Below are 25,666 nucleotides of genomic sequence, written 5' to 3'. Positions count from 1 at the left end.
AGCCCTCACATTATTTAAGCTTCTCCTTCAGATAAAAGCCCGTATAAGACGCTTTGCAGGCGGCGACTTCCTCCGGTGTTCCGGTGCAGACGAGGTTCCCGCCGGCATTGCCGCCTTCGGGGCCGAGGTCGATCACGTGATCGGCGCATTTGATCACATCGATATTGTGCTCGATGATAACTACGGTATGTCCTTTGTCGATCAGGGCGTTAAAAGCCTTCATCAGGGTTTTGATATCGTGGAAGTGGAGCCCGGTAGTCGGTTCGTCGAAGACAAACAAGGTGGCTTGCTGCTTCTCCTGCCCCAGGTAATAGGCCAGTTTGACGCGTTGGTTCTCACCGCCGGAAAGGGTGGACGAGGTCTGCCCCAACTTGATATACCCCAGTCCGACATCCTGCAAGGGTTTGAGCCTTTTCAGGATTTTCTTTTCCTGGGAACCTTTGCCCTGGCTGAAGAATTCGATCGCCTGGTTGACGGTCATCTCCAGTACATCGTAGATGTTGGCACCTTTGTATTCGACTTCGAGCATATCCGCCTTAAAACGTTTCCCGTGGCAGACATCGCATTCGAGCGTGATATCCGCCATGAACTGCATCTCGACCGTGATCGTCCCGTCGCCTTTACATTCTTCGCATCGCCCGCCCTCTTTGTTGAAAGAGAAGAAAGCGGCGCTGTATCCCATCTGCTTGGAGAGCGCCTGTTCGGCAAAGAGTTTGCGGATCTCGTCGTACGCGCCGATATAGGTGACCGGGTTGGAGCGCGAACTCTTCCCGATTGAGTTTTGATCGACAAATTCAATGCCCTGGATCAGTAAGACATCCCCATCCAGCGCCGTACAATCGGCATTAATCCGGGTGGCATCGTCCAACCGCTGCTTGACGGCTTCGTAGAAGATATCACGAACCAATGTGCTCTTGCCCGATCCGCTCACGCCAGTGACGACCGTCATCACGTTCAAAGGGAATTTCACATCGATGCCTTTCAGGTTGTTCTTACGGGCGCCCATCACTTCGATATAGTTGTTCCACGGACGCCGGAAGTCGGGCACTTCGATCCGGTCTTCGCCCGTCAGGTAACGAACGGTATAGCTTTCGGAATGGCTGGCCAACTGATTCACATCTCCCTGATAGACCACTTCACCACCCAACCGGCCGGCTTTCGGACCGATATCGATGATATAATCGGCGGCACGGATGATCTCTTCGTCGTGCTCGACGACAATCACCGTATTGCCCAGCTCCTGCAGTTGGCGAAGCACTTTGATCAGTAGATCCGTGTCACGGGAGTGCAGGCCGATGCTCGGTTCGTCGAGGATATAGAGCGAGCCCACCAGGCTGCTGCCCAACGAGGTGGCCAGATTGATCCGTTGGCTCTCGCCGCCGGAAAGGGTGGAAGAAAGACGATCCAGTGTCAGGTAACCCAGCCCCACATCGAGGAGAAACTGCAGGCGGTTGTGAATCTCGGTCAACAGGCGTTGGGCAACGACCTGGTCGGTCTCGTCGAGCGTCAACGTCGTAAAGAAAGTTTTCAGTTCGGTAATGGGAAGCGTAACCAGCTGCCCGATATTTTTATCGCCCACCTTCACATACAACGCCTGGGGTTTCAGCCGGCTTCCCCGGCAGACGGGACAAACGGTCTTGCCCCGGTAGCGTGCCAGCATCACCCGGTATTGGATCTTGTAGAGGTTTTCTTCCACGAACTTGAAGAAATCGTCGATCCCGTGCAATCCGGTAGCCCCGCGCCAGAGCAGGTTTTTCTCCTCTTCGGTCAGGTCGTAATAAGGACAGTGGATCGGGAAGTTGTACGACTCGCTTTCGACGATAAACCGCTTCAACCATTCGCCCATCACGTCGCCTTTCCAGCAGACCACCGCCCCCTGGAAGACCGAAAGGCTCTTGTCGGGAATCACCAACTGCTCGTCGATGCCGATCACCTTGCCGAAGCCTTCGCATTTGGGACAGGCGCCGACCGGATTATTGAAGCTGAACATCATATCCGACGGTTCTTCGAACACGATGCCGTCGGCCTCGAATTTTTTAGAGTATTCTTTGACAACCGTCTCCTCCGGCAGGTAGATACGGATCAGGCAAACACCATGCCCTTCGAAGAACGCCGTCTCCGCCGAGTCGGCCAGGCGGCTCTTCAAGGTCTTATCGCCGGAAACGACCAAGCGATCGATCAGGATCTCGATATGCGGCGCTTTCAACAGTTTCTTATCGGCCAAGACCTCCGGGATGCGGTAGACCTCATCGGCAATCGACAACCGGCTGTAGCCTTCTTTCTGCAAAATCTCCAGTTGCTTCGCCATATCGCGCCCTTCGGGCAGGATGATCGGCGCAAAAACGGCAAAACGCGTGCCCTCCGGATAAGCCAAGACCTCGCGCACGATATCACTCACCTGATGTTTCTTAACCTCTTCGCCCGAGACAGGGGAGACGGTCCGCCCCACCCGGGCAAACAACAGGCGCATATATTCGTAGATCTCCGTCGAAGTGCCCACCGTCGAGCGCGGATTGCGCGTGTTCACCTTCTGCTCGATCGCAATGGCCGGCGGAATGCCTTTGATATAGTCGGTTTCCGGTTTACTCATCCGCCCGAGAAACTGGCGCGCGTAGGAAGAGAGACTTTCTACGTAGCGCCGCTGCCCTTCGGCGTAAAGCGTATCGAAGGCAAGCGAGGACTTCCCACTGCCCGACAATCCGGTGATCACCACCAGCTTATCCCGTGGAATCTCCACGTCTATATTTTTCAGATTATTGACCCGCGCACCTTTTATAAAGATCGAATTCATTTCAGACATACCTTATCCTCTACATTTTGGAACCTGCAAAGGTAAACATTTTCCGGCTACATTCATACCCCCCGGTTCGTCCTCCGCCCCGAACTGGCTCTTTCTCCCGGCAATCGGTCTCTTCCTGCCTTTCTACCGCCTCTTTTATCCTTTTTTCGCGGTGAAATAAAGGAACGTTTGAAGTAGCGAGTGCAGAATTCGTGCTTGCATGGATTATGCCGAGTCACGCCAAACGACGACATAGCTTAGAGGAAATGTAAGCGAACGGCATAACGTGCAATACCTCATAATACCTTCTCTATCTCAAAGTACCTCTCAGCAAACCGATCATAGTCGATATTCTCAGGCAGACTAAACGTTATCCAATGCCTGCCTATGGCTTTGATCTTCTTGAGCGAATAGATATCTATCCCGTGCTCTCTACCTGAACCAACCATATACCAATCGCCATCAACCTCTTTCAGGCAGATAGGAGCCGTTTCGATATACATATCATAAGGTCCTTCTTCATCCTCGAATATGTAAATAAACTCAAGCACAATGCCTTTATAATAGACTTAGCACGCCAAGACTTAATAAGGCGCCTCTCTGTAAACACACGAGGTTTAAGTGCTTCCGGTATTCTCATGGTTGAACGATAGACTATCCCTTTATTACCGCCAAAGGGCTTAGTTCAACTTTGATCCGGACCAGATCCGCCTGTAAAGCCATTACTTCGGCAATGTTTTTATAAGCGGAAGAGGCCTCTTCCAGGTCTTTCTTGCCACGGATAGAATGGATAATACCCTGATCATCCAGCTTTTTCTTTTCTTCTTCCAGATCCAACTCCCGAATAGCTTTTGTCCGGCTCATCGTGCGCCCGGCACCATGGGAGCAGGACATAAAGCTTTCCGGATTGCCCAATCCTTCCACAATATACGACTTCGTGCCTTGTGAACCGGAAATAATTCCGGTTTCTCCCAATCGGGCGGAAGTAGCACCTTTGCGGTGGACAACGACCTGCTCGCCGAAGTGCTCTTCAAAAGCGGCATAGTTGTGGGCGATATTAATCATAGGGGTGTAGTCTGTTTCGTTCAAAACAGATGAAACGGCTTCTTGCACATAAGACATCATCAGTTGCCGATTCGCCAAAGCAAAATCAATACAGTATTGCATCTCTTTGATATACTGGTGGCCAGCTTTGGAATGAACAGGTAAGAACGCCAAGTCCCATGCCGGATCGATTTGGGAATACCAACTGGCGTTCTCCTTTTTGGCAATATGGTTATAATGCTCCGCTACTTTATAACCCAGATTTCGACTGCCGGAATGTATCATGATCCACAGAAAGCCTTCCGTATCGCGTTGAAGTTCAATGAAATGGTTCCCTCCACCGAGTGTGCCCAGTTGTTTCAACGCCGATTGGTATTGTGCCTTGACCATAGGGAGTTCGTCAAGCTTATGCCCTTGGGGTATCAACGCTTCATCCTCCGGCGTCTCCCGATGATCAAATCCCAGAGGGATACGCTCCCGGATGCCTTTCATCATACTTTTGATCGTTTCAGGCGAAAGCGTATCTGCCGATATATTGGTCTTTACCGCGCACATCCCACAGCCAATATCCACACCTACAGCATTGGGGATAACCACCCCTTTGGTAGCCAACACCCCACCGATAGGCATTCCATAACCTTGATACGTATCAGGCATCAAGCAAATATGCTTGAAGGCAAAAGGCAGATTCGCCAGGTTTCGGGCTTGTACGATAGAGCCGTCTTCGGCATTGTCAAGCCACATCTTAATGGGTATTTGTTCACTTGAAATTACTTGTTGCATGATCTTTTACGTTATGATATTGCAAAGGTAATCGTATGCTGCGCCAAACAACGGCATAAGTGTGGTTTTATTAATAGAATACGCAGATGACGCAGACTAAAGCGCAGATGATCACAGACTGTTCCTTTTGGCCATATTCCTTGCATTGTGCCGTATTTTTGCATATCCGTTAGTTATATTTGCCTGATCCGAACATATATAAGCCATACTTGTTTATAGCTTTATGCAACAGGAATATCAAGGAAACTATCTGCATATTCATTAATAACAAAAAAATAGAAGCAAATGAGTAAAGAAAAGTTTGTGGCAGAGTTGGCTGCGTTTTATGAATCAAATGGGATTATCCCTTATGGAGAATTCTCCTGTAAGAACCAAGAGAAGTGTGGCATTACTTTAGAGAAACATGCACCGGGAATGCAGTGTCACGTGGGAAGCCATTATGGCGAAAACTGTCCGAAAGTCTTAGTCGTTGCTTTGGATTGTGGCGGTGGTGCCCAGACCATAGCTGCGCGGACAGAGACGATAGAAGATGTTGTGAATCATCCCATTAATCTTCATATGAAAGGAACGCTGCAAACAATTAGTACGTTCTTAGGAATGAATGCGGCAGATTCCCTAAAGCATTATGCCATGACGAATGCATGCAAATGCAGTTGGAAAGATTCTACCAATCAATTACATTATTCGTTTTATCAAAACTGCTCTGCATTAAAGCTCAAGGAGATTGAGGTTTTGAAGCCTGATATTATTTTCTTTCAGGGGAAAAACGCATTGATTGATGTCGCATTCTCTGAAGTAGAAGGTGTACCTACACATCTGATGCCTTATATCAAATATGCCAATATTAATGGACAACAGTATTTGTCCGTTCTATGTATTCACCCCTCTGCCCGCTTTGCACATACCCAAAAGCGTATAGAATTCTATGATCGTGTCATTGTTGAAATAAATAATTTCATTAAGAATAGTGAATTATTAGGAAAGTAGCTTTTCGTCCCCTGACGACTCACTTCGGATCTGCAAGTCTTTTGAAATACAATATTCTCCTGCCTTTTGTCACAAAAGTACCTATTTCGGCGTGAAACGATTTGGAATCTCTTTCAGGTCGTGAAGGCCGGCAGCCTTTGGGAAAAAGCCGGCAGCCTTTTGCCAAACTCCGGCAGCTTTTTTGAAAAGGCTGCCGGCCTTTTCAGTGGAAGAGGCGGCTTTTTGTAGCCTGATGGTGGATGTTAACAAATGCAAATGGCAAACAATGGTAAACCGATCATTCCGAACATAGTTTTTCGTTTTTTTACTTGCATCATACAGCCGGGATAGGCAACAATGTTAAACGGATCACGGCTGGGCTCTACAACAGGTATCAGAAAGTTACTTACAGAAATTTTACTGTTTTTTTCATTATCTAAAATAGTTATATGATTGATAGACAGGTGTGAAAGAAAATCCTGTATGATGCAAGTAAAAAAACGAAAAACCTTGTTCGGAGGCTATTTTGGCGGTTTAGTCATGGTTTACTTGACTTTTCAATTAACTTATGGCAGTAAATATAAGGTTTACCACTCCCGCAAAAGCATTTATCATCATCGTTTTGGATTGGATCTAAATTCTCTTTTTTATCTAATGATCCTTTTTGTGCATTATCAAAAAGAATATCAAAGAAATCTTTGCGAGTCAATCCCATATTTCGAAGAGCATTCCTTATAATAAATTCAGGAACAGGGCTTTCGTGTGTTTGAACAACAATAGGTCTCAATAAGTCTTTGCGAGTCCAAATCTCATGCCCTCCTTCTATGCGCACCATCTTACATCCCGCTTTTGCCAGAAAATCCCTGTAATCACTTAAAGGTACATTTGACAATTTTCGAGATGACATGATTACGCAAATTGAGGGAAGTCAACATTTTGTTTATAAACGGAATACTCCTTGTTCTCTAAAATATCCTTTAAAGCTTCATTTTTTTGGAGCATTTCTTCCAAAGAAGGTGCTTTTATCTTGCTTTGACTCTTACTTTTAATATCCCAGCCATGCTGCTTAAGATCTTTCACTAGAGTGTTCTTATTCATACAATACTTAAACGTAATCTCAAGTTTTTCCGTGAAAGCCTTTTGGGCATCATATTCACTATCTCCATAAGCCGACAAGTCTAAGGCGGGGCAATAGACAATATAGGAGTCCATCTCTTTAAACAGATATACTCCTAATTGAACTTTAACCGCAGTTTCGTTATGCTCAAATTCGCCCGATAAGATTTGCTTTGATGACATAATGCTTTTATTTAAATAACAAGAACTTTGTACGTCAAGTTTATGAAATTTTCTATTGAGACTACAAATATAAAAGTTATTTCTACTATAAGACTAAATCACTAAAGTGAAACCACTAACTTTAACATTTCTATGGCATAGTCTACTCCTTCCCTATCTTTATCTTCCCACCACAGTACGGACAATTCACTACATCTTTTGGCGGTTGTTCGAAGAGATCCGGGATCACCCCATATTATTGTGGGGCTTATGTGGTTCGGGGGGATTTTCGTAAAAAAGAACACCCGAATCTACATTTGTGCATGTAAATCCGGGTGTAAATGGGGTAACTGGCCAATATTCGGCTTCGTTTGTGGAGCATATCGGACTCGAACCGATCACCTTTAGACTGCCAGTCTAACGCTCTAGCCAGATGAGCTAATGCCCCGTCCTTGGTTTTTCGACTGCAAATATAGAGGTTTTCCTGATATTAGCGCTATCTTTGCTATGAAATTTTAGAGCCGGACGGATGATTATCTATAATACTACCTTTCATATCGCAAATGAGGTGTTGGAAGAATGCTTGCAATATCTGAAAAAGACCTATATGCCCCAAGCTGCCTCCAGTGGATTTCTGCACAATCCCTGTCTGCGGAAAGTGTTGCATGCCGCCGAACAGGAGGAAGGCTGCAGCTACGCAGTCCAGTTTCGGGTGAAGAATATCGATACGTTGAATTACTGGATGGAGCGTGAAGGCGGCCAATTGCATAAGGCGTTGAGCGAACGCTTCGGTAGCCGCGTGGTTGGTTTCTCGACCTTATTGGAGGAAATCGACTGGGAGGCATGAAAAAGGAACGGATCATATTGGGTATCGACCCGGGAACGATTGTGATGGGTTATGGGGTGCTGCGGGTGGATGGTAACCGTCCCCGAATGGAGGCTATGGGCGTGCTGCAGTTGAATAAATACGAAGATCACTACCTGCGCTTGCGTAAGATCTTTGAGCGGGTGTCCGGCCTGATCGACGAATATCATCCGGATGAATTGGCTATTGAAGCGCCGTTCTTCGGCAAGAACGTGCAGAGTATGCTCAAGCTGGGGCGGGCACAGGGAGTCGCTATGGCGGCGGCCCTCGAACGTGATATCCCGATCTTTGAATATGCGCCATTGAAGATCAAGATGGCTATCACGGGGAATGGGCAGGCGGCCAAAGAACAGGTGGCCGGTATGTTGCAACGGATCCTGAACATCCCCAACGAGTCCATGCTGCCGCAGTTGGATGCCACGGATGGGCTGGCGGCTGCGGTCTGCCATTTCCTTCAGTCCAACAATCCTGTCTCGGAGAAGAAATACAGCGGATGGAAAGATTATATCGCGAAGAATCCGGGAAGGACAAAGAAATAGAATAGCTGCTTTGGCTACTTATACTGTATATTATTATTGTGTTTAAATAAATCTATTAGACTCCTTATGATGAAAAAGAATTATGTAATAGGCTTATGCCTGTTCGTCACGCCTTTTATATTCGCGCGTGAGAAAGCTTCCTATGTAAATCCGATGATCGGAACGGAAAAGATGGGGCATGTGTTCCCCGGTGCCTGTGTGCCGCATGGTATTGTGCAGTTAAGTCCGGACACGGACACGATCCCGCATAATATCAACGGGGCGTATCAGGCGGATGCCTATCGCTATTGCGCCGGGTATCAGTATGACGACCGCACGATCGTCGGTTTCAGCCACACCCACCTGAGTGGCACGGGCCATTCCGACCTGGGAGATATCCTGATCATGCCGGTTACGGGCGCGATCAAAAGTAACCCAGGCACAGCCACAGATCCGGATAGCGGCTACCGTTCGCGTTTCTCACATGAGACGGAGAAAGCTTCGCCAGGTTATTACGAAGTCATGCTCGACGACTACGGGGTGAAAGCGCAACTGACGGCAACCGAACGCGTGGGCATACACCGTTATTGTTTTCCGGCCGGTGAAGAGATGAAGTTCCTGCTCGATCTGACTCACGGCATCTACAATTACGACGGGAAAGTGTTATGGTCCAATATCCGGGTGGAGAACGATACGCTGCTGACCGGCTGCCGCATCACCAACGGATGGGCGCGTGAGAACTATACCTATTTTGCCATCTCGCTGTCGAAACCGATCAAGGAATACGGTTTTACGGAGAAAGAGAAACCTCTGTATATGGGCTTCTGGCGGAAGTTCGACCAACATCATAACTTCCCGGAGATGAGTGGCAGAAAGATCGTTGCCCATTTCGATTTCGGAAAGGATCCGGAGCATACCTTAGAGATCCGCGTGGCTCTCTCGGCAGTCAGTACGGAAGGAGCCGTCAGGAATCTGGAGGCGGAGACAGCCGGAAAAACCTTCGACCAGCTGGTGGCTCAGGCCTGGGACAAATGGAATCGCGAGCTGGATGTCCTCGAGGTAAAAGGCGATGACGACAAAAAGACCATGCTCTATACTTCGCTTTATCATACGCTGATCAATCCGTCGGTCTATATGGATGTCGACGGCCAATACCGGGGCATCGACCATAATATTCATCAGGCGGATGGCTTTACCAATTATACGGTCTTCTCCGTATGGGATACCTACCGGGCGCTGCATCCGCTGTTTAACCTGATCAACCGGGACCGGAGTAAGGATATCGTGCACTCCATGCTGGCACACTATGAACAGAGCGTACACAAGGCGCTGCCGGTATGGTCGCACATGGGCAATGAAAACTGGTGTATGATCGGTTATCACTCGGTCTCCGTATTGGCCGACGCGATCGATAAAGGCATTGCTATCGACCGGTCGAAAGCCCTGGAGGCGATGATCAACAGCTCGAATGTGGATTATTATGACGGCACGGCCGAATACAAGCGACTGGGTTATGTGCCTTTCGATAAAAACGGCAGCGGCTCGTCCATCACGCTCGAATATGCCTACGACGACTGGACAATCTACCATACGGCAAAGAAAATGAACCGCACGAAAGAGGCGGAGATCTACAAAAAACGGGCGAACCACTACAAGAACGTATTTGATCCCACCCTGGGCTTTGTGCGTGCCCGCCGGAGCGACGGCAGCTGGAAAACACCGTTCGACCTGTTGAATACCCATGGCGAAGGCTTTATCGAAGGAAACTCATGGAACTATTCGTTCTATGTGCCGCACGATGTGAACGGCCTGATCCAACAGATGGGAGGCGACAAGGTGTTTGTCAATCGACTGGACTCGCTGTTCACCATGCACCTGCCCGATGAATTCTTTGAGCATACGGAAGATGTGACGCGCGAAGGCATTATGGGTAACTATGTACACGGCAATGAACCCAGCCACCATATCGCCTACCTGTATGCCTGGACTTCGCAACCCTGGCGCACGCAGTACTGGGTACGCGAGATCATGAACCGCATGTATCAAACGGCTATCGACGGTCTCTGTGGGAATGACGACTGCGGACAGATGTCGGCCTGGTATATCTTTACGGCGATGGGCTTCTATCCCGTCTGCCCCGGCTCCGATCAGTATATCTTCGGCGCCCCCTATTTCCCGTATATGAAAGTCAAAGTGGGCGAAGGCAAATACCTGGAGATCGTGGCCGACAAGGTGAGCGACAACCGCCGCTATGTGAAAGCGGTTCAGCTGAACGGCAAGCCATACAACAAAGCGTATATCACTTACGACGACATCAAAGACGGTGGTGTCCTGACCTTCGAAATGTCGGCTTCTCCGAATAAGAAAAGAATATTTGGCAAAGAAGATAAACCCTATTCCCTGACTGCCGCGCATTGAAAGATAAAAGCCATCAGCTTCTGACTGATTGTTGGGAGCGGAGGGAGTAGAATGTCTGGAATAGGACGGAGAGGATGATCAGTCCCAAACCGACGTAAAAGGCAAAGGTGAGCTCTTTGGCTTCGCCGAAGAACAACATGGCGAGGATGATGCTGTAGACCGGTTCCAGGTTGTAACTCAGGTTGACGGTAAAGGCGGAGATGGTCTGGAGCACTTCGATCTGGAGAAGATACAAACCGATCGTACAGAAAAAGGCCAGGGCGAGTAGCCAAAAGAAGTCGGTCGCATCCGGAAATACCGATTCCACCGGGAAAAAGTGCAGGTAAAGAGGCATCAGGCAGACCAGGAGAAGGCAGCCTCCGGCCATCTCGTACAGAAGCATCGTGGTGGAAGCATGTCGGACGCCTACCTTTTTGTTGACGATCGTGAACAGGGCGGCCAGGGCAGAAGAGATGATGCCCAATAGAATGCCGGTACGGTAGCGGGTATCCAGTTGGAAGATCAACAGGATACCGCAGACGGTGATCAGGCTGAAGAACAATTCCATCGCGGAGATGCGTCGCCGATAGATCAACGGTTCCAGCCAGGCAGTAAAGAAGCTGACTAAAGAAAAGCAGATCACACCGATAGAGATATTGGCTTGTTTGATACTCCCGTAGAAGAACACCCAGTGGAGTGCCAACAGGCAGCCGGTCCCGGCGATCTTTGCCAGTTCCTTCCGGGATACGCGCGTGAGCTTGCCCCGGATCCATAAGATCAGGAAAAGGATAAGGGCGGCGAAAAGCATCCGGTAGCAGACCAACAGCCCCTCATTCAAGGCGATGAGTTTACCGAACAATCCGGTAAACCCCGCCAGTAGGATGGACAGGTGAAGCTTCAGGAAGGTGCTTCTCATCGCTCTTTCTTTAATACTTGAATGTGCCGCCGCCGAGGAATTCCCGGAGCAGGGAGGTGCCCGGCAGATCCGATTCGTGGATATAGCTGAAGTAACGCAGGAAACGCAATAACCGGTAGGCTTCCGCATTGCTCGGATCCGTTTGTCTGACTTCCGACAGGATCGGCTCGGCGAATTTACGCAAAGCGGCTAACTCATAAAGCATGGCGCTGTTGAACATCGCATCGGCATTCTCCTGGTAGGGGAAGATCCATTTGTCTTCGCCCCGGCGCACACTGGGCCAGCGCGAGATCGTTTCCTGTGCCGAGTAACCCCGGAACCGGTAATCGCGCACGATACGGCGCAACAGGCGGTTGTCGGTGGTCGGGATCCAGTTGTGATCGTCGAGCGAGATCGAAGTCAGGGCGGATACATACACCCGGTATTTATAACTGTCTTCGATAAAGGCCGTCAGTTCCGGATTAAGCGCATGGATGCCTTCGACGATCAGGATGGAGTTCTCCTGCAGTCTAAGCTTCTTCCCTTTGTATTGGCGGCAACCCGTTTCGAAATTGAAAGAAGGCAGATCGATCTCTTCCCCGTTCAGTAGTTTCTTCAGGTCGCTATTGAAATAGGGGAGGTCGAGGGCGTATAAGGATTCGAAGTCGTATTCGCCGTTCTCATCCCGCGGTGTATCTTCGCGGTCGAGGAAATAATCGTCGAGCGAGATGCTGACCGGGTGGATGAGGTTGGTGATCAGTTGGATGCCCAACCGTTTGCTGAACGTCGTCTTGCCCGAAGAGGAAGGTCCGGAGATCAGTACGATGCGCACACCGTTCTGGTAGCCGCGGGCGATCTTCACGGCGATATGGGCCACCTGTTTTTCTTGCATGGCTTCGGATACCATGATCGTTTCGCGCGTATGGCCGTTCTCGATGGCGTGGTTCAGGTCGCCGACATTGTCGATGCCAACGGTGCGCTGGAGGGTGAGATGTTCTTTGTAAGCCTCAAACATCTTAGGCTGTGGGATCACCTCTTCCAATTCCAGGGGATTATCCCTTTGGGGAACCCGTAATAAGATACCGTTCTCGTAGGGCACCAGGTCGAAAAGATTGACATAGCGGGTGGAGGGCGTCAGGCAACCGTAGAAATAGTTGATATGACCATCCAGTTCGAAGTAGGAAGTATAAGGCATACCGGCGGTTTCGATCAGTCGCGCTTTGTCTTCCAAGCCTCTTTCGCGGAACAAGACTGTGGCGTCGGGCGTGCGTATGGAGCGGTGGATAAAAGGCAGATCGGCATCAATGATCTCTTGCATTTTCACTTTGATTTGGTCGATCGTCTCTTGATTGAGTGTCTTTCCGTTGTGGATCACGCAATAATAGCCTTTCGATATCGGATGTTCCAGATACATCATTGCATTGGGAAGCACTTCGTATACCGCTTTGGAGAGGATATGGCAGAGGGAACGCACATAGGTGCGCAGACCCGACGATTTGGTGTAATCGATAAATTCGACATCCTTCGAATGCCAGCAGCGGTAGGTAAGACCTTCTGTCTTGTTGTTGACTTGTGCGTTCATCGGCGTATAAGATAGAGGAGCCCCTACCAATTGAAAAATATCGATTAAAGATGAACCCACTGGAACTTCGGCGTATCGGTTGTTGTTTTTACAGAAAATAGTAATTGTATCAGACATATAATATCACCTTTTATTTGTAATTTCGCCCCCCAAAGTAAAGAATATTAATCGGATATACAATCCGGAAAAACTATTTTTAATGAACTACTCTTTTTTTGACTTTCTGACCCTGGTAGGGGCATTGGGAATGTTCCTGTATGGGATGAAAGTGATGAGCGAGGGGTTGCAGAAATTAGCAGGCGACAAGCTCCGGTCGATCCTCTCGGTAATGACTACCAACCGTGTAACCGGTGTATTTACAGGTATCTTAATCACAGCGTTAATCCAGTCTTCCACCGCCACAACCGTGATGGTGGTCAGTTTCGTCAATGCCGGTTTGCTCTCCCTGGCGCAGTCCATCAGTGTGATTATGGGAGCCAACGTGGGAACCACGGTTACCGCCTGGCTGATCTCCCTGTTCGGGTTTAAGATCGATATCAGCCTGTTTGCCCTTCCGTTGATCGGGATTTGCCTTCCGTTGATCTTTTCCAATAAGAGCAAACGCAAGTCTTTGGGTGAATTCCTATTGGGTTTCGCGTTCCTGTTTATGGGGCTGGCCTACCTGAAAGAATCGGTGCCCGACCTGCAGAGTAGTCCGGATATCCTCTCGTTCCTGCAAGGTTATACCCAGATGGGATACCTTTCGATCTTGCTTTTCCTGGGATTGGGAACGATCCTGACCATTATATTGCAATCGTCGAGTGCGACCGTTGCCATTACCCTGGTGATGTGTACCAAAGGCTGGATCCCTTTCGATATGGCGGCTGCCATGATCCTGGGTGAGAATATCGGGACGACCGTTACGGCGAATATCGCGGCGCTCTCGGGTAATATCTCGGCCAAAAGGGCGGCTATCGCACACATGATGTTCAATGTCTTTGGCGTACTCTGGGTCTTGGCGATCTTCCAGCCGTTTACCAACGCGATCTCCTGGATCGTAACGAATTATGGACCCGGTGACCCACAGGCGATGATGAAGTTCCTCAATACATTGGATCAGGAGACCATCGCGGCCATCACCTCCGGAGGGACCTTGACGGATCCCCACCTGATCGATCTGCAAAAGCAGTTGATGTCGTTACAGGTCTCCGTCTCTTACGGACTTTCGCTTTTCCATACGGTGTTCAACATTGCCAATGTCTGCATCATGGTATGGTTTGTTAAGCTTTACGTAAAAGTCTGCTCGGCGATTATCAAACCGAAGAGCGAGAGTGAAGAAGAAGAGTTCCAACTCAAATATATCTCTTCGGGTATGCTGTCCACCTCGGAGCTCTCCCTGATGCAGGCCCATAAAGAAATTGCCGTCTATGGCGAACGTACCGCCCGCATGCTGGAGATGGTGAAAGAACTGATCGGCGAGAAGAGTGAAGACGAATTCCTGAATATCTACAGCCGGGTAGAGAAATACGAAAGCATAAGCGACCGGATGGAGGTGGAGATTGCCAAATACCTTACCTACGTATCGGAAGGCCGCCTGAGCTCGGAAGGGAAAGAAGATATCCGGGTGATGCTGCGTACGGTGACGGAGATCGAGAGTATCGCGGACTCCTGTTATAACCTGGCACGCTCGATCAAGCGGCGCAACGAAGGCAAGTCGTCATTCACCGACGAACAGAATAAGAATATCGAGACCATGCTCCGGTTAGTGGAGAAAGCCCTGCGCCGGATGAATGTGGTACTGAATATGCAAGAGCCGACACACGACGAGATCAACCCGTCGTACAACCTGGAGAATGAGATCAACAACTACCGGAATCAGTTGAAGCTCAACAACCTGGAAGACGTGCATGAAAAGAAGTATGACTACCAGGATGGTGTTTATTATATGGATATTATCGCGGAGTTTGAGAAACTGGGCGATTATATCCTGAATGTAGTGCAGGCGGTAATAGAGAAAAAGATATAAATTATGAAAGTCTATGCGTATTATTTGATCGTCGCTCTTTTGGGCACGGCATTATTTGTCGGCTGTAGTGACGACAAGGATGATGGACCCGATGGTCCGTCTACCGATTCGGAAAACAAAAAGGCCAATACCTGGATCCAGAAAACCATGAAAGATCATTATCTGTGGTATGATGAAATACCGGATAAAGAAGACCTGGATCTGGAATTAAACCCCAAAGATATTTTCGAAAATATGCTGTCGGATAAAGATGGGAAGACCGATGAAAAGGGAAAGCATCTCTATCATTTCTCTTATATTGAGAAGAAAAGGGAAGATACCAAGGCGGCATCAGACCTGGACCCGAGTTATGGGTTTCAGTATATCGTCTATACGGTTACGAACCAGCAAGGCAATGCTGCGGGATACTATTACGCCCGGGTGCTTTATGTTTTGCCCGGTTCTCCGGCAGAAGAAGCGGGGTTGCTGCGCGATGACTGGATCTATGGCGTGGATGGCAAAGAAAATAATATTACGGACTATATGGCCCAATTGGAAGGCGGAAACGCGTCTGTCTTTAAAGTCGGGTTTTATAACCCCGAAACGCAGCGATTGGAAAACAAACCGGATATAAATATGCCTGCCGCACGTCTTGTGGAGAACAATCCTTTCTTGAAAGACTCGGTCTATCAGATCGAAGGAAAGAAAATCGGCTATCTGGTGTATAACCATTTCTCTTCGCAGGCGGAAGGGAAAACGGATAAGGCATACGACAACCAGATGAAAGCTATCTTTGCCGATTTCAAAGCCCAGGGAGTCAATGAGTTTGTGCTCGACCTGCGCTTTAACGGGGGCGGATTGGTCTCGTGTGCGACACTGTTGGCTTCTTACCTGGCGCCGGCTAACGCCTTGGGCAAGACTTTCAGCAAAATGACTTATAACGGCAAACAGGCCAATAACGAAACCATTATCCCGTTCTCGAAGACGGTTGCGGCAGAGAATCTGGATCTGAATCGTCTCTGGGTCTTAACCGGGCAGTTTACTGCCTCCTCTTCGGAAGCCGTGATCAACGGGTTGAAGCCTTATATGAGTAGTGTGCGCCTGATCGGTGATTGGACTGTCGGCAAGGCTGTCGGCTCCAATACGTACGGCGATAATTTAGACTATGGCTGGATCCTCCATCCGATTACGTTGAGGATCCGTAACGCGGTAGACGTAGACGATGCCGCATACAGCCAGATCGGTTTTGAACCCGATGTGGAGATCTATGAGTATCATCTCAATAGCAAACTTTATCCTTTAGGGGATACCCGGGAAACCCTCTTATCGACGGCATTGGACGAAATCACTGGTAAGAGCAGCTTCGGCTTACGCAGCGCCCCGGCAACTCCCGATCACTCTTCAGGAATGATCCCGGTCGCCTCTTCCCTGGAAAGAAGACCGAATCAAGGATTGATTGTTCCGCAAGAGGATTAAGTTCTATACATTCTCCGGCAAAAGGAGAACAATCGGGAGAATTCAACTGTTTTTCTTAGACAATAGAAATAGATAAGAAATGACAGAAAAGGAAGTGTATAGCCGGGTAGCTCTGGTCGTATTGATTGTCGGGCTGGGTGTAGTGCTTTTTCGGGAGATGTTGCCTTTCCTGGGTGGGATCCTGGGGGCGTTTACCATTTACGTGCTCGTGCGCCGGCAGATGCTTTATCTGACGGAGAAGAAACAGATGAAACCGAGCTGGGCGGCTTTATTGCTATTGGGCGAGATTGTCCTGGTGGTACTGGTTCCGCTGTCGCTGATGATCTGGTTGTTTATCAATAAACTACAAGATTTCAATCTGGATACTGCCGCGTTGATTGCGGCCGCGCAGCATGTGTCGGACCTGATCCTCGAGAAGACCGGTTACAATATCTTTAATATGGATAATGTGGTTTCCGTAGCCACGCTGCTGCCTAAGATCGGGCAGTCCCTGATGGGCAATATCAGCAGTTTTGCGATCAATGCCGTGACCCTACTCTTTGTGCTCTATTTTATGCTGGTCAGCATCCGTCCCTTCGAAGCGTATATCTATACCCTTTTGCCTTTCAGCAAACGGAATAAAGACCGGGTAGTGAAAGAAATCTATGTATTGGTTAAATCCAACGCGATCGGTATCCCCTTATTGGCTGTGATCCAGGGCGCGATCGCTACGATCGGCTATTTCATTTTCCAGACACCTCAACCCCTGGTCTTTGGGCTTATCACCTGTGTGGCGACCGTGATCCCGATCGTAGGCACCGGCCTGGTCTGGTTCCCGTTGGCCGCCTATCTGGCGTTGACGGGCGATTGGTTCAACGCGATCGGTCTGGCAATCTACGCGCTGCTGGTCATCTCCAATATCGATAACCTGATCCGTTTCATGCTGCAGAAGCAGATGGCGGATACGCACCCCTTGGTGACCATCTTCGGAGTCGTTATCGGCCTATCGCTGTTCGGCTTTATCGGCGTGATCTTCGGCCCGATCCTGATTGCTGCTTTCCTTTTATGCGTCAATATCTTCAAGGAAGAATTCCTTGATGAGAAGAAAAAGAGCAATGCTGAAGCGGGATAGGGGAATAGACTGTTATTCCCCGCTCTTGGCTTTTATTTTTGCTTTCTCCTCTTCCTGCTTTTTCATGTATTCCCGCATATCGTTGAGCAACTTAAGCTCCTTCTCCCGGTCTTCTCTGGCCTCTTCCGGCATCTCGGGTAATTGATTGATGATATACCGCAAGTCGACCACATTAATCGTGCTCTTCTTCCCGTCCGGTGCGAGCATCGGCTCTTCCGTCACACTGCGGAAAAACATATCGTTATAGAGCGTCTCAAGGAAATAGCGGTGGTAGTGAAAAGAAGGCTTGATCTGATTCGCCTTGATACTCTCCCGCATATACAATACCCGCAGGAAGATGGTCTTCTGACGCGCTCGCTCGTTCTTGTTTATATCCAGAAACTCAATGTGCGACTGGTTATGTCCCGAACTGACCAGGTAAGCCAATAGATCGAGGTTCTCCGGCTCCTCTTTCCACGCCTGATAATAGAGTTTGTCGGACATCTCGATATTGCCGTCCTTGCGGTAGGTCTCTGCCCGGTAGCGTAAGAGTTGGCGCACCAGGAAAGGATCCGGTTTCATGTTTTCCTCTGCTTTATTGAGCAATACAAACGCCCGCTTGCGGTCATAGGTCTTACCCAATGCCGAGCCCAACAACAGGCATACATCGGCGGCGGTCGTATCTCTCTCGTAAGTCAGTTCCAACGGCTCGATGGCATCCAGAAATTTACCCCCATAATAGCGGCATACCCCGGCGTATTTGACGGTGAGGAATGTCGAGTCGCCGGCCTCCATCAGTTGGGTGTAGAGCGTATCGGCTTCCAGGTATTTCTTGTTCATATAAAGTGCCATGCCCTTATTGCTGAGCAATTGCTTGTTTTCCGGATTGTAATAGAGCGCGGTGTCACAGATCGCCAGGGCATCCCCTGCAGTGGCGGGTCCCATCCGTAACAAAGTGTTGATCAATGCGCTGGCCAGTGAGGCGTTCTCCCGGTTCACATTGTATGCCCGGAAATAACAGAGCGAGGCGCCCTGGAACGACTCCATGCGCGTGTAGCAGTCGCCCATATTGCGCAGCAACACCGGATTGTCTTCCCCATCGCCTTGCAGGAACCGATATTTATCGATCGCCATCTCGTATTCCCCCAACTGCTGGTGCAGGCGGGCCAACTGGTAGTTGGCATAAAAGTTCATACTGTCTTTCTCCAGTACTTTGTGGAAGTATTGCTTGGCATCGGTTGCTTTCCCGATATTGGTTGCCAGACGGGCCAGCGTATTCAGTATATCGATATTGGTCGTGTCCATATCCAGACAATGGCGGAAGTAATTGTAGGCTGCCGGATAACGCAATAGTCCTTCATACGCCTGTCCGGCGGCATACATGGATGCGTAGTCGGCCGAGTCGGTTGCCGTAAAGTGTTTCGCCTGATTGATGACCTCTGCAAACTGCTTGCGGTTCACTAATTCTTGCAATGAGATGTCCTGTGCTGCCCCGGTGATGGTGAGGCAACAGAAAAATAAAAAGAACCTTTTCATATGTACTGTATTTATGTATCTATTGTAGTCGGAATTGTATCGGAATAGTATATTTGACGCTGACCTTCCTGCCCCGTTGTTCTCCGGGTTGCCATTTGGGCAATAAGCTGATTACGCGCTTGGCTTCTCTGTCCAGATCCGGATCAATACCGCGAATCACTTCAATATCTTTTATATTGCCGTCCGCATCGACCACCATCGATGCCACGACGCGTCCCTGGATGCCTTCCTCCTGTGCCCGCACCGGATACTTGATTTGCGAGCTGATGTATTTCAATAGTGCCGCTTCGCCACCCGGGAAACGGGGCATTTGCTCTACGACGGTGAATACATGACCTTCAGCCTGCTCTTCCGCAGGTAAGCGGAATTGAACGGGAACGGTGTATTTCACATTCACCGGTTTGCCTCTTTGCGTCCCGGGTTCCCATTTGGGCATGTCGCCGACCACCCGTATCGCTTCGGCATCTAAGCTATGGTGTATGCCTCGTACCACTACCGGATCCGTAACCGAACCATCTTTCCGCACGACAAAAGAAACAACCACCCGCCCTTCGATACGCGCAGACGCTGCATCCCTGGGATATACCAGGTTCTTACTGAGGTGCTTCAATAATACCGCATCCCCACCCGGGAAACGGGGCATCTTTTCCACTACCGTGAAGACCTCTGAAGTGACCTCCTCTTCTACCTCTTCTTCCACCGAAGCCGTAACAGGTGTTTCCGTCTCTTTGAGTGTATATAATGGAGATATATTCTCTATCGCCTGCAGCAGGGGAGGCGTGATGTCGCGGGCAACGTTCTTCGTGATACGCGCGACGGCTTCGATATTGCTGACTATCATCAACAAAAGCACCAACGGCACGAACATCAGGTATTTGGTGCGTCCGATCCCCCGACTGCGCTTTTTGTTCATCATACCGATCCGGTTCTTCAGGTGCAATACATTGAAGCTGTTGTACAGATGCGTCGAGCCCTTATGATGCGCAAGGCCCAGGAGGTGATACTGGTAACTCCGACTGTCGTACCCCGATTCCAGTACCGTATTATCCGCCAGGTATTCGAGGTTATGCCGCACCTCCCTTTTCAATAACCAGGTAAAAGGATTGAACCAGCAGGTTATCGTTATAAATTCACTGATAATCACATCGATGGAGTGCCACTGACTGACATGCGTGCATTCATGCGTCAGGATCTCGTCCGTTTCTTTCTCCGAATGGCTTCCGGGATGGATAAAGATCCAGCGGAAGAAACTGAAAGGCCCTGCCGGTTTATCAAGGGCAAAAACCTGAACATCTCCAATCATGATCTTTTTACTCCGTCTGGCCAGCCAGATGATACTGCCCAACTGCACGAAGAAACGGATCGTCAACCCCAAAATCCCGGCGATATACGTCAGCCCTAAACCCGTTCCCAGGATACTGATCCAATCCGGTCCGGCCGCTTCTGCCGCCTCCACTTCCGGAGTGATCAATAGGGAATAATAGTAGATCACCTCCGCGATCGGTTCCTGTTCCCTGACCCATTCCTGCATATTGAACAAAGGATAGACCATCGCCAGCCCGAAGAAAGCCAACAGGATCGCACGGCGTAATTTGAAGAAGGTGTCCTTATAAAAGAGCAACCGGTAGAAGGCGTAAAAGAATGCGAAGGCCACATTTACCTTCAGGAAGTAGGCCAATTCGGGACTTATAGGCATACAGCACGTTTTAAGGGATTATTCTCTTCCTTTCTCAATCATATGAATGATCTCCTTCAGGTCGTCCGAGGATATCTTCTGCTCCTTGGCAAAAAAGGAAACCATTTCTTTGTACGAGCTGGCAAAATAGTTGGTCACTACTCCACTCATAAACGTACGCTTATACTCCCCTTCTTCAATCAAAGGGTAGTATTGATAGGTGTTTCCACACCGTTTGGCTTTTACATACTTTTTCCGTTCCAGATTCTTAACCACAGAGGCCAATGTGGTATAAGGAGGCTTAGGCTCCTCGTAGGTGGCCAGAATGTCTTTGATGAAACAGGGAGCGGCTTTCCATATCCGGCGCATCGCTTCCTCTTCCTGTATTGTCAACTTTTCCATGATACTTATTTTATGACTACCAGACAAACCTACGAATAAGTCGTAAACAAGCAAAAGAAAAGGAGTTAAATAGTATTAACAGTTGTTATTTCCGGGGGATTACCTTCCGCGAGATCACCCCTTCGGCGGTCTGGATCGTCACGACCAATGCCCGGTTGGCAAAGTCGCTCAGGTCGGCGACAATCGGCGAAACATTGCTCTGGTAAACTCGGGCAACCACCTCCTGTCCCTGTAGCGTATAGGCTTTCACCTGCCGGATCTCCGTACCCGGTGAGAAATGAATCAATAGCTTTCCTGCTTCCATGGTCGTGCGAATCGTTTCTTCTTGGGTAATGACAGTCGTATTTGTCGGCGATTCATTATAAACCGCCAGATGGCTTACCGTGCCCGGTTCTCCCCGCAGCGGACGCCAGTCATGCCCTTCCGGCCGGTAATACATCCGGATCCTGTCGCCTTCGTCTACCTCGCTCTTCACAGTCAGCTCCATGCCTTCATTGTCGTAGTACGAGTAACCGGCAGGCAGCCCTTTCTCGTCGGTAACCATAATATCGAGCGTATCTTTCACCATTTGGTTCTTGTCTTCATGGAATACGCCGATCTCCCCATGGAAATCCCGCCATCCGTAATCGGCGAAGTAGGTATAACAAAGTAAAAAAGGCTCGTTCCGGAGAATATACTCTGTGTCTTTGAGATAAAGGCCGTAATCTCCTTTCGCGCTATCGTTCTGTGGGACATAGAAATACAACTCATTATTAATATAAGAGCCGCTTTCGGCCCGGCGCATGCCGACCACCACGTCCTGCAAATAAGAGTAACCGGCACCCGGCGTACTACCACCGATGCCCTGATAGGTAGGCGCCAGGCTCGACAGGCGGTAATACCCGTCTGAATAACCGCTCCATCCCCAGTTCACATGGAAATAATCCTCTGTCGTCGCATAGCCGTCGATAATAAAGAAATGGCCGGCCATATCTTCGGTAGCCCCGCCGTACATCAGGGGATAGTTCAGGTCCAACTCCGCCCGGACAATCGCCATCCACTCTTCACTCGAATAGAGATCACGCGACAATAAAGAGATGCTTTTGTCGTAATCGAAATGATCGACAAGTGCCGTGATCACATCGTTGGTATAGGCACCACTCGATTTCGAAGTATAATTCATATCAACCGAAACACCGCAGTGAAAGAGTAACGTGGCAACAGCCTCGCCCTGGGTGGTCGTCCAGTTCGGAAGACTACCGGTTTGTGTATATTTATCGAGCATATTCCCCCAGTCGTAAGAGGTATTGAAAGAGGCCGTCACTCGGATCGAATCAGTCTTGGTCCGGTACGTATGCATACCTGTGCCTTTCTCCGGCCAGTTATAATGTTTCATCACAATACCCATAGCCGTAGCCACACATCCGGTGACCGATGTTTTCCCTAATGCATCCGTCGGGCAAAGATTATTATAAGGTGCGCTCTGATCCCAATTCGCCGTCGGCAGCAATACCGCCGGCTGGATCAGGCTCGCTCTTTCTCCCGGATTATGCCATTGGGCGATGATTTCATCCGTAGCCGGAAGACCCGATTCAATGGCAAAGATCATCTCTTTCTGGTAGAACGAGAGCCAGTGCGTCAGGTTGTCCGGCATCTGATCCGTCCGGAATATGCCTTCCGTGGCATAACCCAGGATAGGATATGCCGTATCCTCACCGGAGATAATCACAAAACCGTTTCCTTCGCCCAGCGAATAGATATAGTAAAGCGCCGCCTGTTGCCCGCTGCGCAGGGCTGTTGCCGGATGAGTCTCACCCGAAAGCACCAGTGTCAGCTCGTCGCCCGACGCGCGCAACGGCGCGACAGCCGATACAAAGCGTTGGGCAACCTTCCGGGCTGCCGACTCCTCTACCGGACCGGCAAATACAGATTGTGTCAGTAACCATAAAGAAAGAAGGGACAAGGCCCGGCAAACGAAAGAGTAATGGTGGCGAGTCATATATTAATCCAATAAGATAAGATAATTGTACAAAAGTAGGATAACTTCATGAAAATCTATCCAAAACAACATCTCTTTAACTAAATCTTTTCTATACATTTGCTGTTCATACCGATAAAAAAGCGTTTTTTATCTATAAACACAAATAATTAGTTATGCCATTAAACGTAAAAGTCATGAAAAGAGCACAAGTAATCAGTCTTTTATTTATCGCTTTCTTCTGCCTGTCATCACTCAAAGCACAGGTCACAAAAGCAGATTATGAACGGGTCGACACCCTGTTGAAACGGAATGAAAAAGCCTATTCCACCGCGGTCCGGCCCCAATGGATTGGGGATACCCCTTCCTTTTGGTACCTGAACCATGAAAAAGAAGGGGACATCTATTATATGGTGGATGCCGAAAAGGGCAAGAAAGAAAAAGCTTTCGATCAGCAAAAGCTGGCGCAGCTGTTAAGCAAAGAAGCCGGCCTACCTATTGAAGCCGGGAAACTCCCCTTGCGAGATGTCAAATTCGAGAGCAAAGAAAAACTGAGTTTCACGCTCAACGGGAAAAGCTGGGACTACGCTATACGTCAGAATAAGCTGACGGAAAACAAGGATACGGAACCGACCCTGCCGAGGCGCTGGCGCCGGAGCCACCGGGACACGACCAAGGTGGCGTCGCCCGACCAGGCGTGGGAGGCCTATATCAAGGATAACAATATCTATATACGTGCCGTTGGACAAAAAGATGAGATCCGCATCACTTCCGATGGCGCTCCTCATTTCTATTATAGCTCCCAGATCAGCTGGTCGCCCGACTCCAAAAAGCTGGCAACGGTCAAGGTGCGTGATGTCGAAGAACGCCGTATCCCGCTTATCCAGTCGTCGCCCGAAAGCCAGTTGCAGCCTATCCTGCAATGGCGCGATTATGCCAAACCGGGGGATGTCCTGCCCGTGGCCTATCCGGTACTGGTCGATGTGAAAGAACGCAAACTTATTCCTTTGCAAACGGAGATGTATGCCTCTCAGTATGCCTTGTACGTGACCGGCTGGCGGAAAGACAGCCGTGCCTTTACCTTTGAATACAACCAGCGCGGACACCAACGTTATATCATCGGCGAGGTTGATGCCGCGACGGGCGACATCCGCCATGTGGTGGATGAACAATCGAATACATTTATCTATTACAACGCGCTCTACCGTCATTTCCTGAACGATGGCGAAGAGACACTCTGGATCTCTGAACGCGACGGTTGGCGTCACATATACGTATTGGATGGTCGGACAGGTGCAGTCAAACGGCAAGTTACCCGCGGGCAATGGGTCGTGCGCGACGTAATCCATGTCGATGAAGCGGGTCAACAGATCTATTTCACCGCCTCGGGATTCAATCCGGATGAAGACCCATACAATGTGCACTATTGCCGTATCGCCCTGGACGGTAGCGGCTTTACCGATCTGACACCGGAGAATGCCAACCACCAGGTGACTTTCTCGAAAGATTACCGTTATTATGTCGATGCCTGGTCGCGTCCCGACCTTCCTCCGGTCAGCCAATTGAAGAAGACTGCCGACGGCAGCGTGACACTTGAACTTGAACGTTGTGATATCACCGAACTCGTTGCCGACGGCTGGACGATGCCCGAGGTGTTCCATGCCAAAGGACGCGATGGAAAAACGGATATCTGGGGCAATATCATCCGCCCTTCCCACTTCGATCCGAATAAGACCTACCCGGTGATCGAGATGATTTATGCCGGTCCGCACGACTCTCATGTCGATAAAAGCTTCCGTCCCACTTACCATCTCATCTCCAAACTGGCGGACCTGGGCTTTATTGTCGTTTCTATCGATGGGATGGGCACAGCCAACCGCTCGAAAGCTTTTCATGATGTATGCTGGAAGAACCTGAAAGATGCCGGCTTCCCCGACCGTATCCTGTGGATGAAAGCGGCGGCAGCGAAATATAATTATATGGATATCTCCAATGTGGGCATCTATGGCTGGTCGGCCGGTGGACAGAATGCGATGGCAGCGCTCTTGTTCCATAATGACTTCTATAAGGTAGCTGTTGCCTTCTGTGGTTGCCACGACAACCGGATGGACAAGATCTGGTGGAACGAGCAGTGGATGGGTTATCCGCTGGATGAGGCGTATGTCCGTTCCTCCAATATGGAGAATGCTCACCTGTTGAAAGGCAAACTCTTCCTGGTCAACGGCGAACTGGACGACAATGTCGACCCGACATCCACCCTGCAGGTAGTCAATGCCCTGGTGAAAGCCAATAAGAACTTCGACCAGCTCTACCTGCCCGCCCGCGGCCATGCCTTGGGTGGCGCCTATGAATTGCACCGTTTACACGACTTCTTTGTCCGCCACATCAAGAAACAGGATCCGCCGGAGTGGGAATAAACAAGAGCCTAAGCCTAAGTCT

At 49.4% G+C, this 25,666-nt stretch carries 19 protein-coding genes and 1 tRNA gene; 8 read left to right on the top strand and 12 right to left on the bottom strand.

The window, feature by feature from the left end; all coding sequences use genetic code 11:
- Positions 1-10: 10 nt before the first annotated feature.
- From uvrA to M2133_RS13290, 3 genes are all read right to left on the bottom strand, one after another.
- Entirely contained in the window at positions 11-2,800 is a 2,790-nt protein-coding gene (uvrA, locus tag M2133_RS13300) for an excinuclease ABC subunit UvrA (RefSeq protein ID WP_277466667.1), read from the bottom strand.
- A 275-nt stretch (positions 2,801-3,075) separates the two neighbouring features.
- Positions 3,076-3,330 (bottom strand): hypothetical protein, encoded by a 255-nt coding sequence (locus M2133_RS13295; RefSeq protein ID WP_277466666.1) that lies wholly within the window; start codon positions 3,328-3,330, stop codon positions 3,076-3,078.
- A gap of 103 nt (positions 3,331-3,433) precedes the next feature.
- Complete coding sequence (locus tag M2133_RS13290) at positions 3,434-4,606, bottom strand: RtcB family protein (RefSeq protein ID WP_277466665.1); 1,173 nt, start codon at positions 4,604-4,606, stop codon at positions 3,434-3,436.
- Positions 4,607-4,891: 285 nt separating this feature from the next.
- Here M2133_RS13290 and M2133_RS13285 point away from each other — a divergent pair, with 285 nt between their 5' ends.
- The gene (locus M2133_RS13285; RefSeq protein WP_277466664.1) at positions 4,892-5,593 is read left to right on the top strand and encodes a hypothetical protein; all 702 of its coding nucleotides are present in this window, start codon (positions 4,892-4,894) and stop codon (positions 5,591-5,593) included.
- Positions 5,594-6,110: 517 nt separating this feature from the next.
- Here the strand turns inward: M2133_RS13285 and M2133_RS13280 are convergent.
- From M2133_RS13280 to M2133_RS13270, 3 genes are all read right to left on the bottom strand, one after another.
- Entirely contained in the window at positions 6,111-6,479 is a 369-nt protein-coding gene (locus tag M2133_RS13280; RefSeq protein ID WP_277466663.1) for a type II toxin-antitoxin system HicA family toxin, read from the bottom strand.
- Between the two features lie 2 nt (positions 6,480-6,481).
- Positions 6,482-6,871: a hypothetical protein gene (locus M2133_RS13275; protein ID WP_277466662.1), complete on the bottom strand. Its 390-nt coding sequence runs from the start codon at positions 6,869-6,871 to the stop codon at positions 6,482-6,484.
- A 353-nt stretch (positions 6,872-7,224) separates the two neighbouring features.
- A tRNA-Ala gene (locus M2133_RS13270) sits at positions 7,225-7,298 on the bottom strand.
- A gap of 81 nt (positions 7,299-7,379) precedes the next feature.
- On the opposite strand from M2133_RS13270, the gene M2133_RS13265 reads away from it, so the two are divergent.
- The 3 genes from M2133_RS13265 to M2133_RS13255 all read left to right on the top strand — a co-directional run bounded on the left by M2133_RS13265 (position 7,380) and on the right by M2133_RS13255 (position 10,651).
- The gene (locus M2133_RS13265) at positions 7,380-7,697 is read left to right on the top strand and encodes a DUF4286 family protein (protein ID WP_277466661.1); all 318 of its coding nucleotides are present in this window, start codon (positions 7,380-7,382) and stop codon (positions 7,695-7,697) included.
- Positions 7,694-8,254, top strand: coding sequence for a crossover junction endodeoxyribonuclease RuvC (ruvC, locus tag M2133_RS13260; RefSeq protein WP_277466660.1), 561 nt, complete (start codon positions 7,694-7,696; stop codon positions 8,252-8,254). The genes M2133_RS13265 and ruvC overlap by 4 nt, the downstream gene beginning before the upstream one ends.
- Before the next feature lie 69 nt (positions 8,255-8,323).
- A complete protein-coding gene (locus tag M2133_RS13255) occupies positions 8,324-10,651 on the top strand; it encodes a GH92 family glycosyl hydrolase (RefSeq protein ID WP_277466692.1) in 2,328 nt (775 codons plus the stop codon).
- A 13-nt stretch (positions 10,652-10,664) separates the two neighbouring features.
- Here the strand turns inward: M2133_RS13255 and M2133_RS13250 are convergent, their stop codons facing one another.
- Both M2133_RS13250 and M2133_RS13245 read right to left on the bottom strand, forming a co-directional pair.
- Positions 10,665-11,546 carry a DMT family transporter gene (locus tag M2133_RS13250; protein WP_277466659.1) on the bottom strand — a complete coding sequence of 294 codons (882 nt, stop codon included), beginning with the start codon at positions 11,544-11,546 and terminating at the stop codon, positions 10,665-10,667.
- A gap of 10 nt (positions 11,547-11,556) precedes the next feature.
- The gene (locus tag M2133_RS13245) at positions 11,557-13,224 is read right to left on the bottom strand and encodes a nucleoside kinase (RefSeq protein WP_277466658.1); all 1,668 of its coding nucleotides are present in this window, start codon (positions 13,222-13,224) and stop codon (positions 11,557-11,559) included.
- An 82-nt stretch (positions 13,225-13,306) separates the two neighbouring features.
- Between M2133_RS13245 and M2133_RS13240 the strand changes: the two genes are divergently transcribed.
- From M2133_RS13240 to M2133_RS13230, 3 genes are all read left to right on the top strand, one after another.
- Positions 13,307-15,112: a Na/Pi cotransporter family protein gene (locus M2133_RS13240; protein WP_277466657.1), complete on the top strand. Its 1,806-nt coding sequence runs from the start codon at positions 13,307-13,309 to the stop codon at positions 15,110-15,112.
- A gap of 3 nt (positions 15,113-15,115) precedes the next feature.
- A complete protein-coding gene (locus M2133_RS13235; protein WP_277466656.1) occupies positions 15,116-16,567 on the top strand; it encodes a S41 family peptidase in 1,452 nt (483 codons plus the stop codon).
- Between the two features lie 79 nt (positions 16,568-16,646).
- A complete protein-coding gene (locus M2133_RS13230) occupies positions 16,647-17,678 on the top strand; it encodes an AI-2E family transporter (RefSeq protein WP_277466655.1) in 1,032 nt (343 codons plus the stop codon).
- A gap of 12 nt (positions 17,679-17,690) precedes the next feature.
- Here the strand turns inward: M2133_RS13230 and M2133_RS13225 are convergent, their stop codons facing one another.
- The 4 genes from M2133_RS13225 to M2133_RS13210 form a co-directional block, all read right to left on the bottom strand.
- On the bottom strand, positions 17,691-19,193 hold the full coding sequence (locus tag M2133_RS13225) for a hypothetical protein (protein WP_277466654.1): 1,503 nt from the start codon (positions 19,191-19,193) through the stop codon (positions 17,691-17,693).
- A gap of 19 nt (positions 19,194-19,212) precedes the next feature.
- Positions 19,213-20,883 carry a M56 family metallopeptidase gene (locus M2133_RS13220; protein WP_277466691.1) on the bottom strand — a complete coding sequence of 557 codons (1,671 nt, stop codon included), beginning with the start codon at positions 20,881-20,883 and terminating at the stop codon, positions 19,213-19,215.
- 24 nt (positions 20,884-20,907) lie between these two features.
- The gene (locus tag M2133_RS13215; RefSeq protein ID WP_277466653.1) at positions 20,908-21,270 is read right to left on the bottom strand and encodes a BlaI/MecI/CopY family transcriptional regulator; all 363 of its coding nucleotides are present in this window, start codon (positions 21,268-21,270) and stop codon (positions 20,908-20,910) included.
- 85 nt (positions 21,271-21,355) lie between these two features.
- A complete protein-coding gene (locus M2133_RS13210; protein ID WP_277466651.1) occupies positions 21,356-23,248 on the bottom strand; it encodes a C10 family peptidase in 1,893 nt (630 codons plus the stop codon).
- A 176-nt stretch (positions 23,249-23,424) separates the two neighbouring features.
- Here M2133_RS13210 and M2133_RS13205 point away from each other — a divergent pair, with 176 nt between their 5' ends.
- A complete protein-coding gene (locus tag M2133_RS13205) occupies positions 23,425-25,644 on the top strand; it encodes a S9 family peptidase (protein ID WP_277466650.1) in 2,220 nt (739 codons plus the stop codon).
- Positions 25,645-25,666: the final 22 nt, after the last annotated feature.

The organism is Parabacteroides sp. PF5-6 (assembly GCF_029504695.1).
Classification (GTDB): domain Bacteria; phylum Bacteroidota; class Bacteroidia; order Bacteroidales; family Tannerellaceae; genus QVMG01.
The sequence above is the reverse complement of the archived record's forward strand: the minus strand, read 5'-3'. Positions and strand labels throughout refer to the sequence as shown.

Bases quoted from the DNA above. Each gene is read 5' to 3' on its own strand.
- M2133_RS13225 (WP_277466654.1), bottom strand. From the start codon at position 19,193: ATGAAAAGGTTCTTTTTATTTTTCTGTTGCCTCACCATCACCGGGGCA.
- M2133_RS13230 (WP_277466655.1), top strand. From the start codon at position 16,647: ATGACAGAAAAGGAAGTGTATAGCCGGGTAGCTCTGGTCGTATTGATT.
- uvrA (WP_277466667.1), bottom strand. From the start codon at position 2,800: ATGTCTGAAATGAATTCGATCTTTATAAAAGGTGCGCGGGTCAATAAT.
- M2133_RS13290 (WP_277466665.1), bottom strand. From the start codon at position 4,606: ATGCAACAAGTAATTTCAAGTGAACAAATACCCATTAAGATGTGGCTT.
- M2133_RS13250 (WP_277466659.1), bottom strand. From the start codon at position 11,546: ATGAGAAGCACCTTCCTGAAGCTTCACCTGTCCATCCTACTGGCGGGG.
- M2133_RS13265 (WP_277466661.1), top strand. From the start codon at position 7,380: ATGATTATCTATAATACTACCTTTCATATCGCAAATGAGGTGTTGGAA.
- M2133_RS13285 (WP_277466664.1), top strand. From the start codon at position 4,892: ATGAGTAAAGAAAAGTTTGTGGCAGAGTTGGCTGCGTTTTATGAATCA.
- M2133_RS13210 (WP_277466651.1), bottom strand. From the start codon at position 23,248: ATGACTCGCCACCATTACTCTTTCGTTTGCCGGGCCTTGTCCCTTCTT.
- M2133_RS13235 (WP_277466656.1), top strand. From the start codon at position 15,116: ATGAAAGTCTATGCGTATTATTTGATCGTCGCTCTTTTGGGCACGGCA.
- M2133_RS13245 (WP_277466658.1), bottom strand. From the start codon at position 13,224: ATGTCTGATACAATTACTATTTTCTGTAAAAACAACAACCGATACGCC.
- M2133_RS13205 (WP_277466650.1), top strand. From the start codon at position 23,425: ATGAAAAGAGCACAAGTAATCAGTCTTTTATTTATCGCTTTCTTCTGC.
- ruvC (WP_277466660.1), top strand. From the start codon at position 7,694: ATGAAAAAGGAACGGATCATATTGGGTATCGACCCGGGAACGATTGTG.
- M2133_RS13275 (WP_277466662.1), bottom strand. From the start codon at position 6,871: ATGTCATCAAAGCAAATCTTATCGGGCGAATTTGAGCATAACGAAACT.
- M2133_RS13215 (WP_277466653.1), bottom strand. From the start codon at position 21,270: ATGGAAAAGTTGACAATACAGGAAGAGGAAGCGATGCGCCGGATATGG.
- M2133_RS13240 (WP_277466657.1), top strand. From the start codon at position 13,307: ATGAACTACTCTTTTTTTGACTTTCTGACCCTGGTAGGGGCATTGGGA.
- M2133_RS13255 (WP_277466692.1), top strand. From the start codon at position 8,324: ATGAAAAAGAATTATGTAATAGGCTTATGCCTGTTCGTCACGCCTTTT.
- M2133_RS13280 (WP_277466663.1), bottom strand. From the start codon at position 6,479: ATGTCATCTCGAAAATTGTCAAATGTACCTTTAAGTGATTACAGGGAT.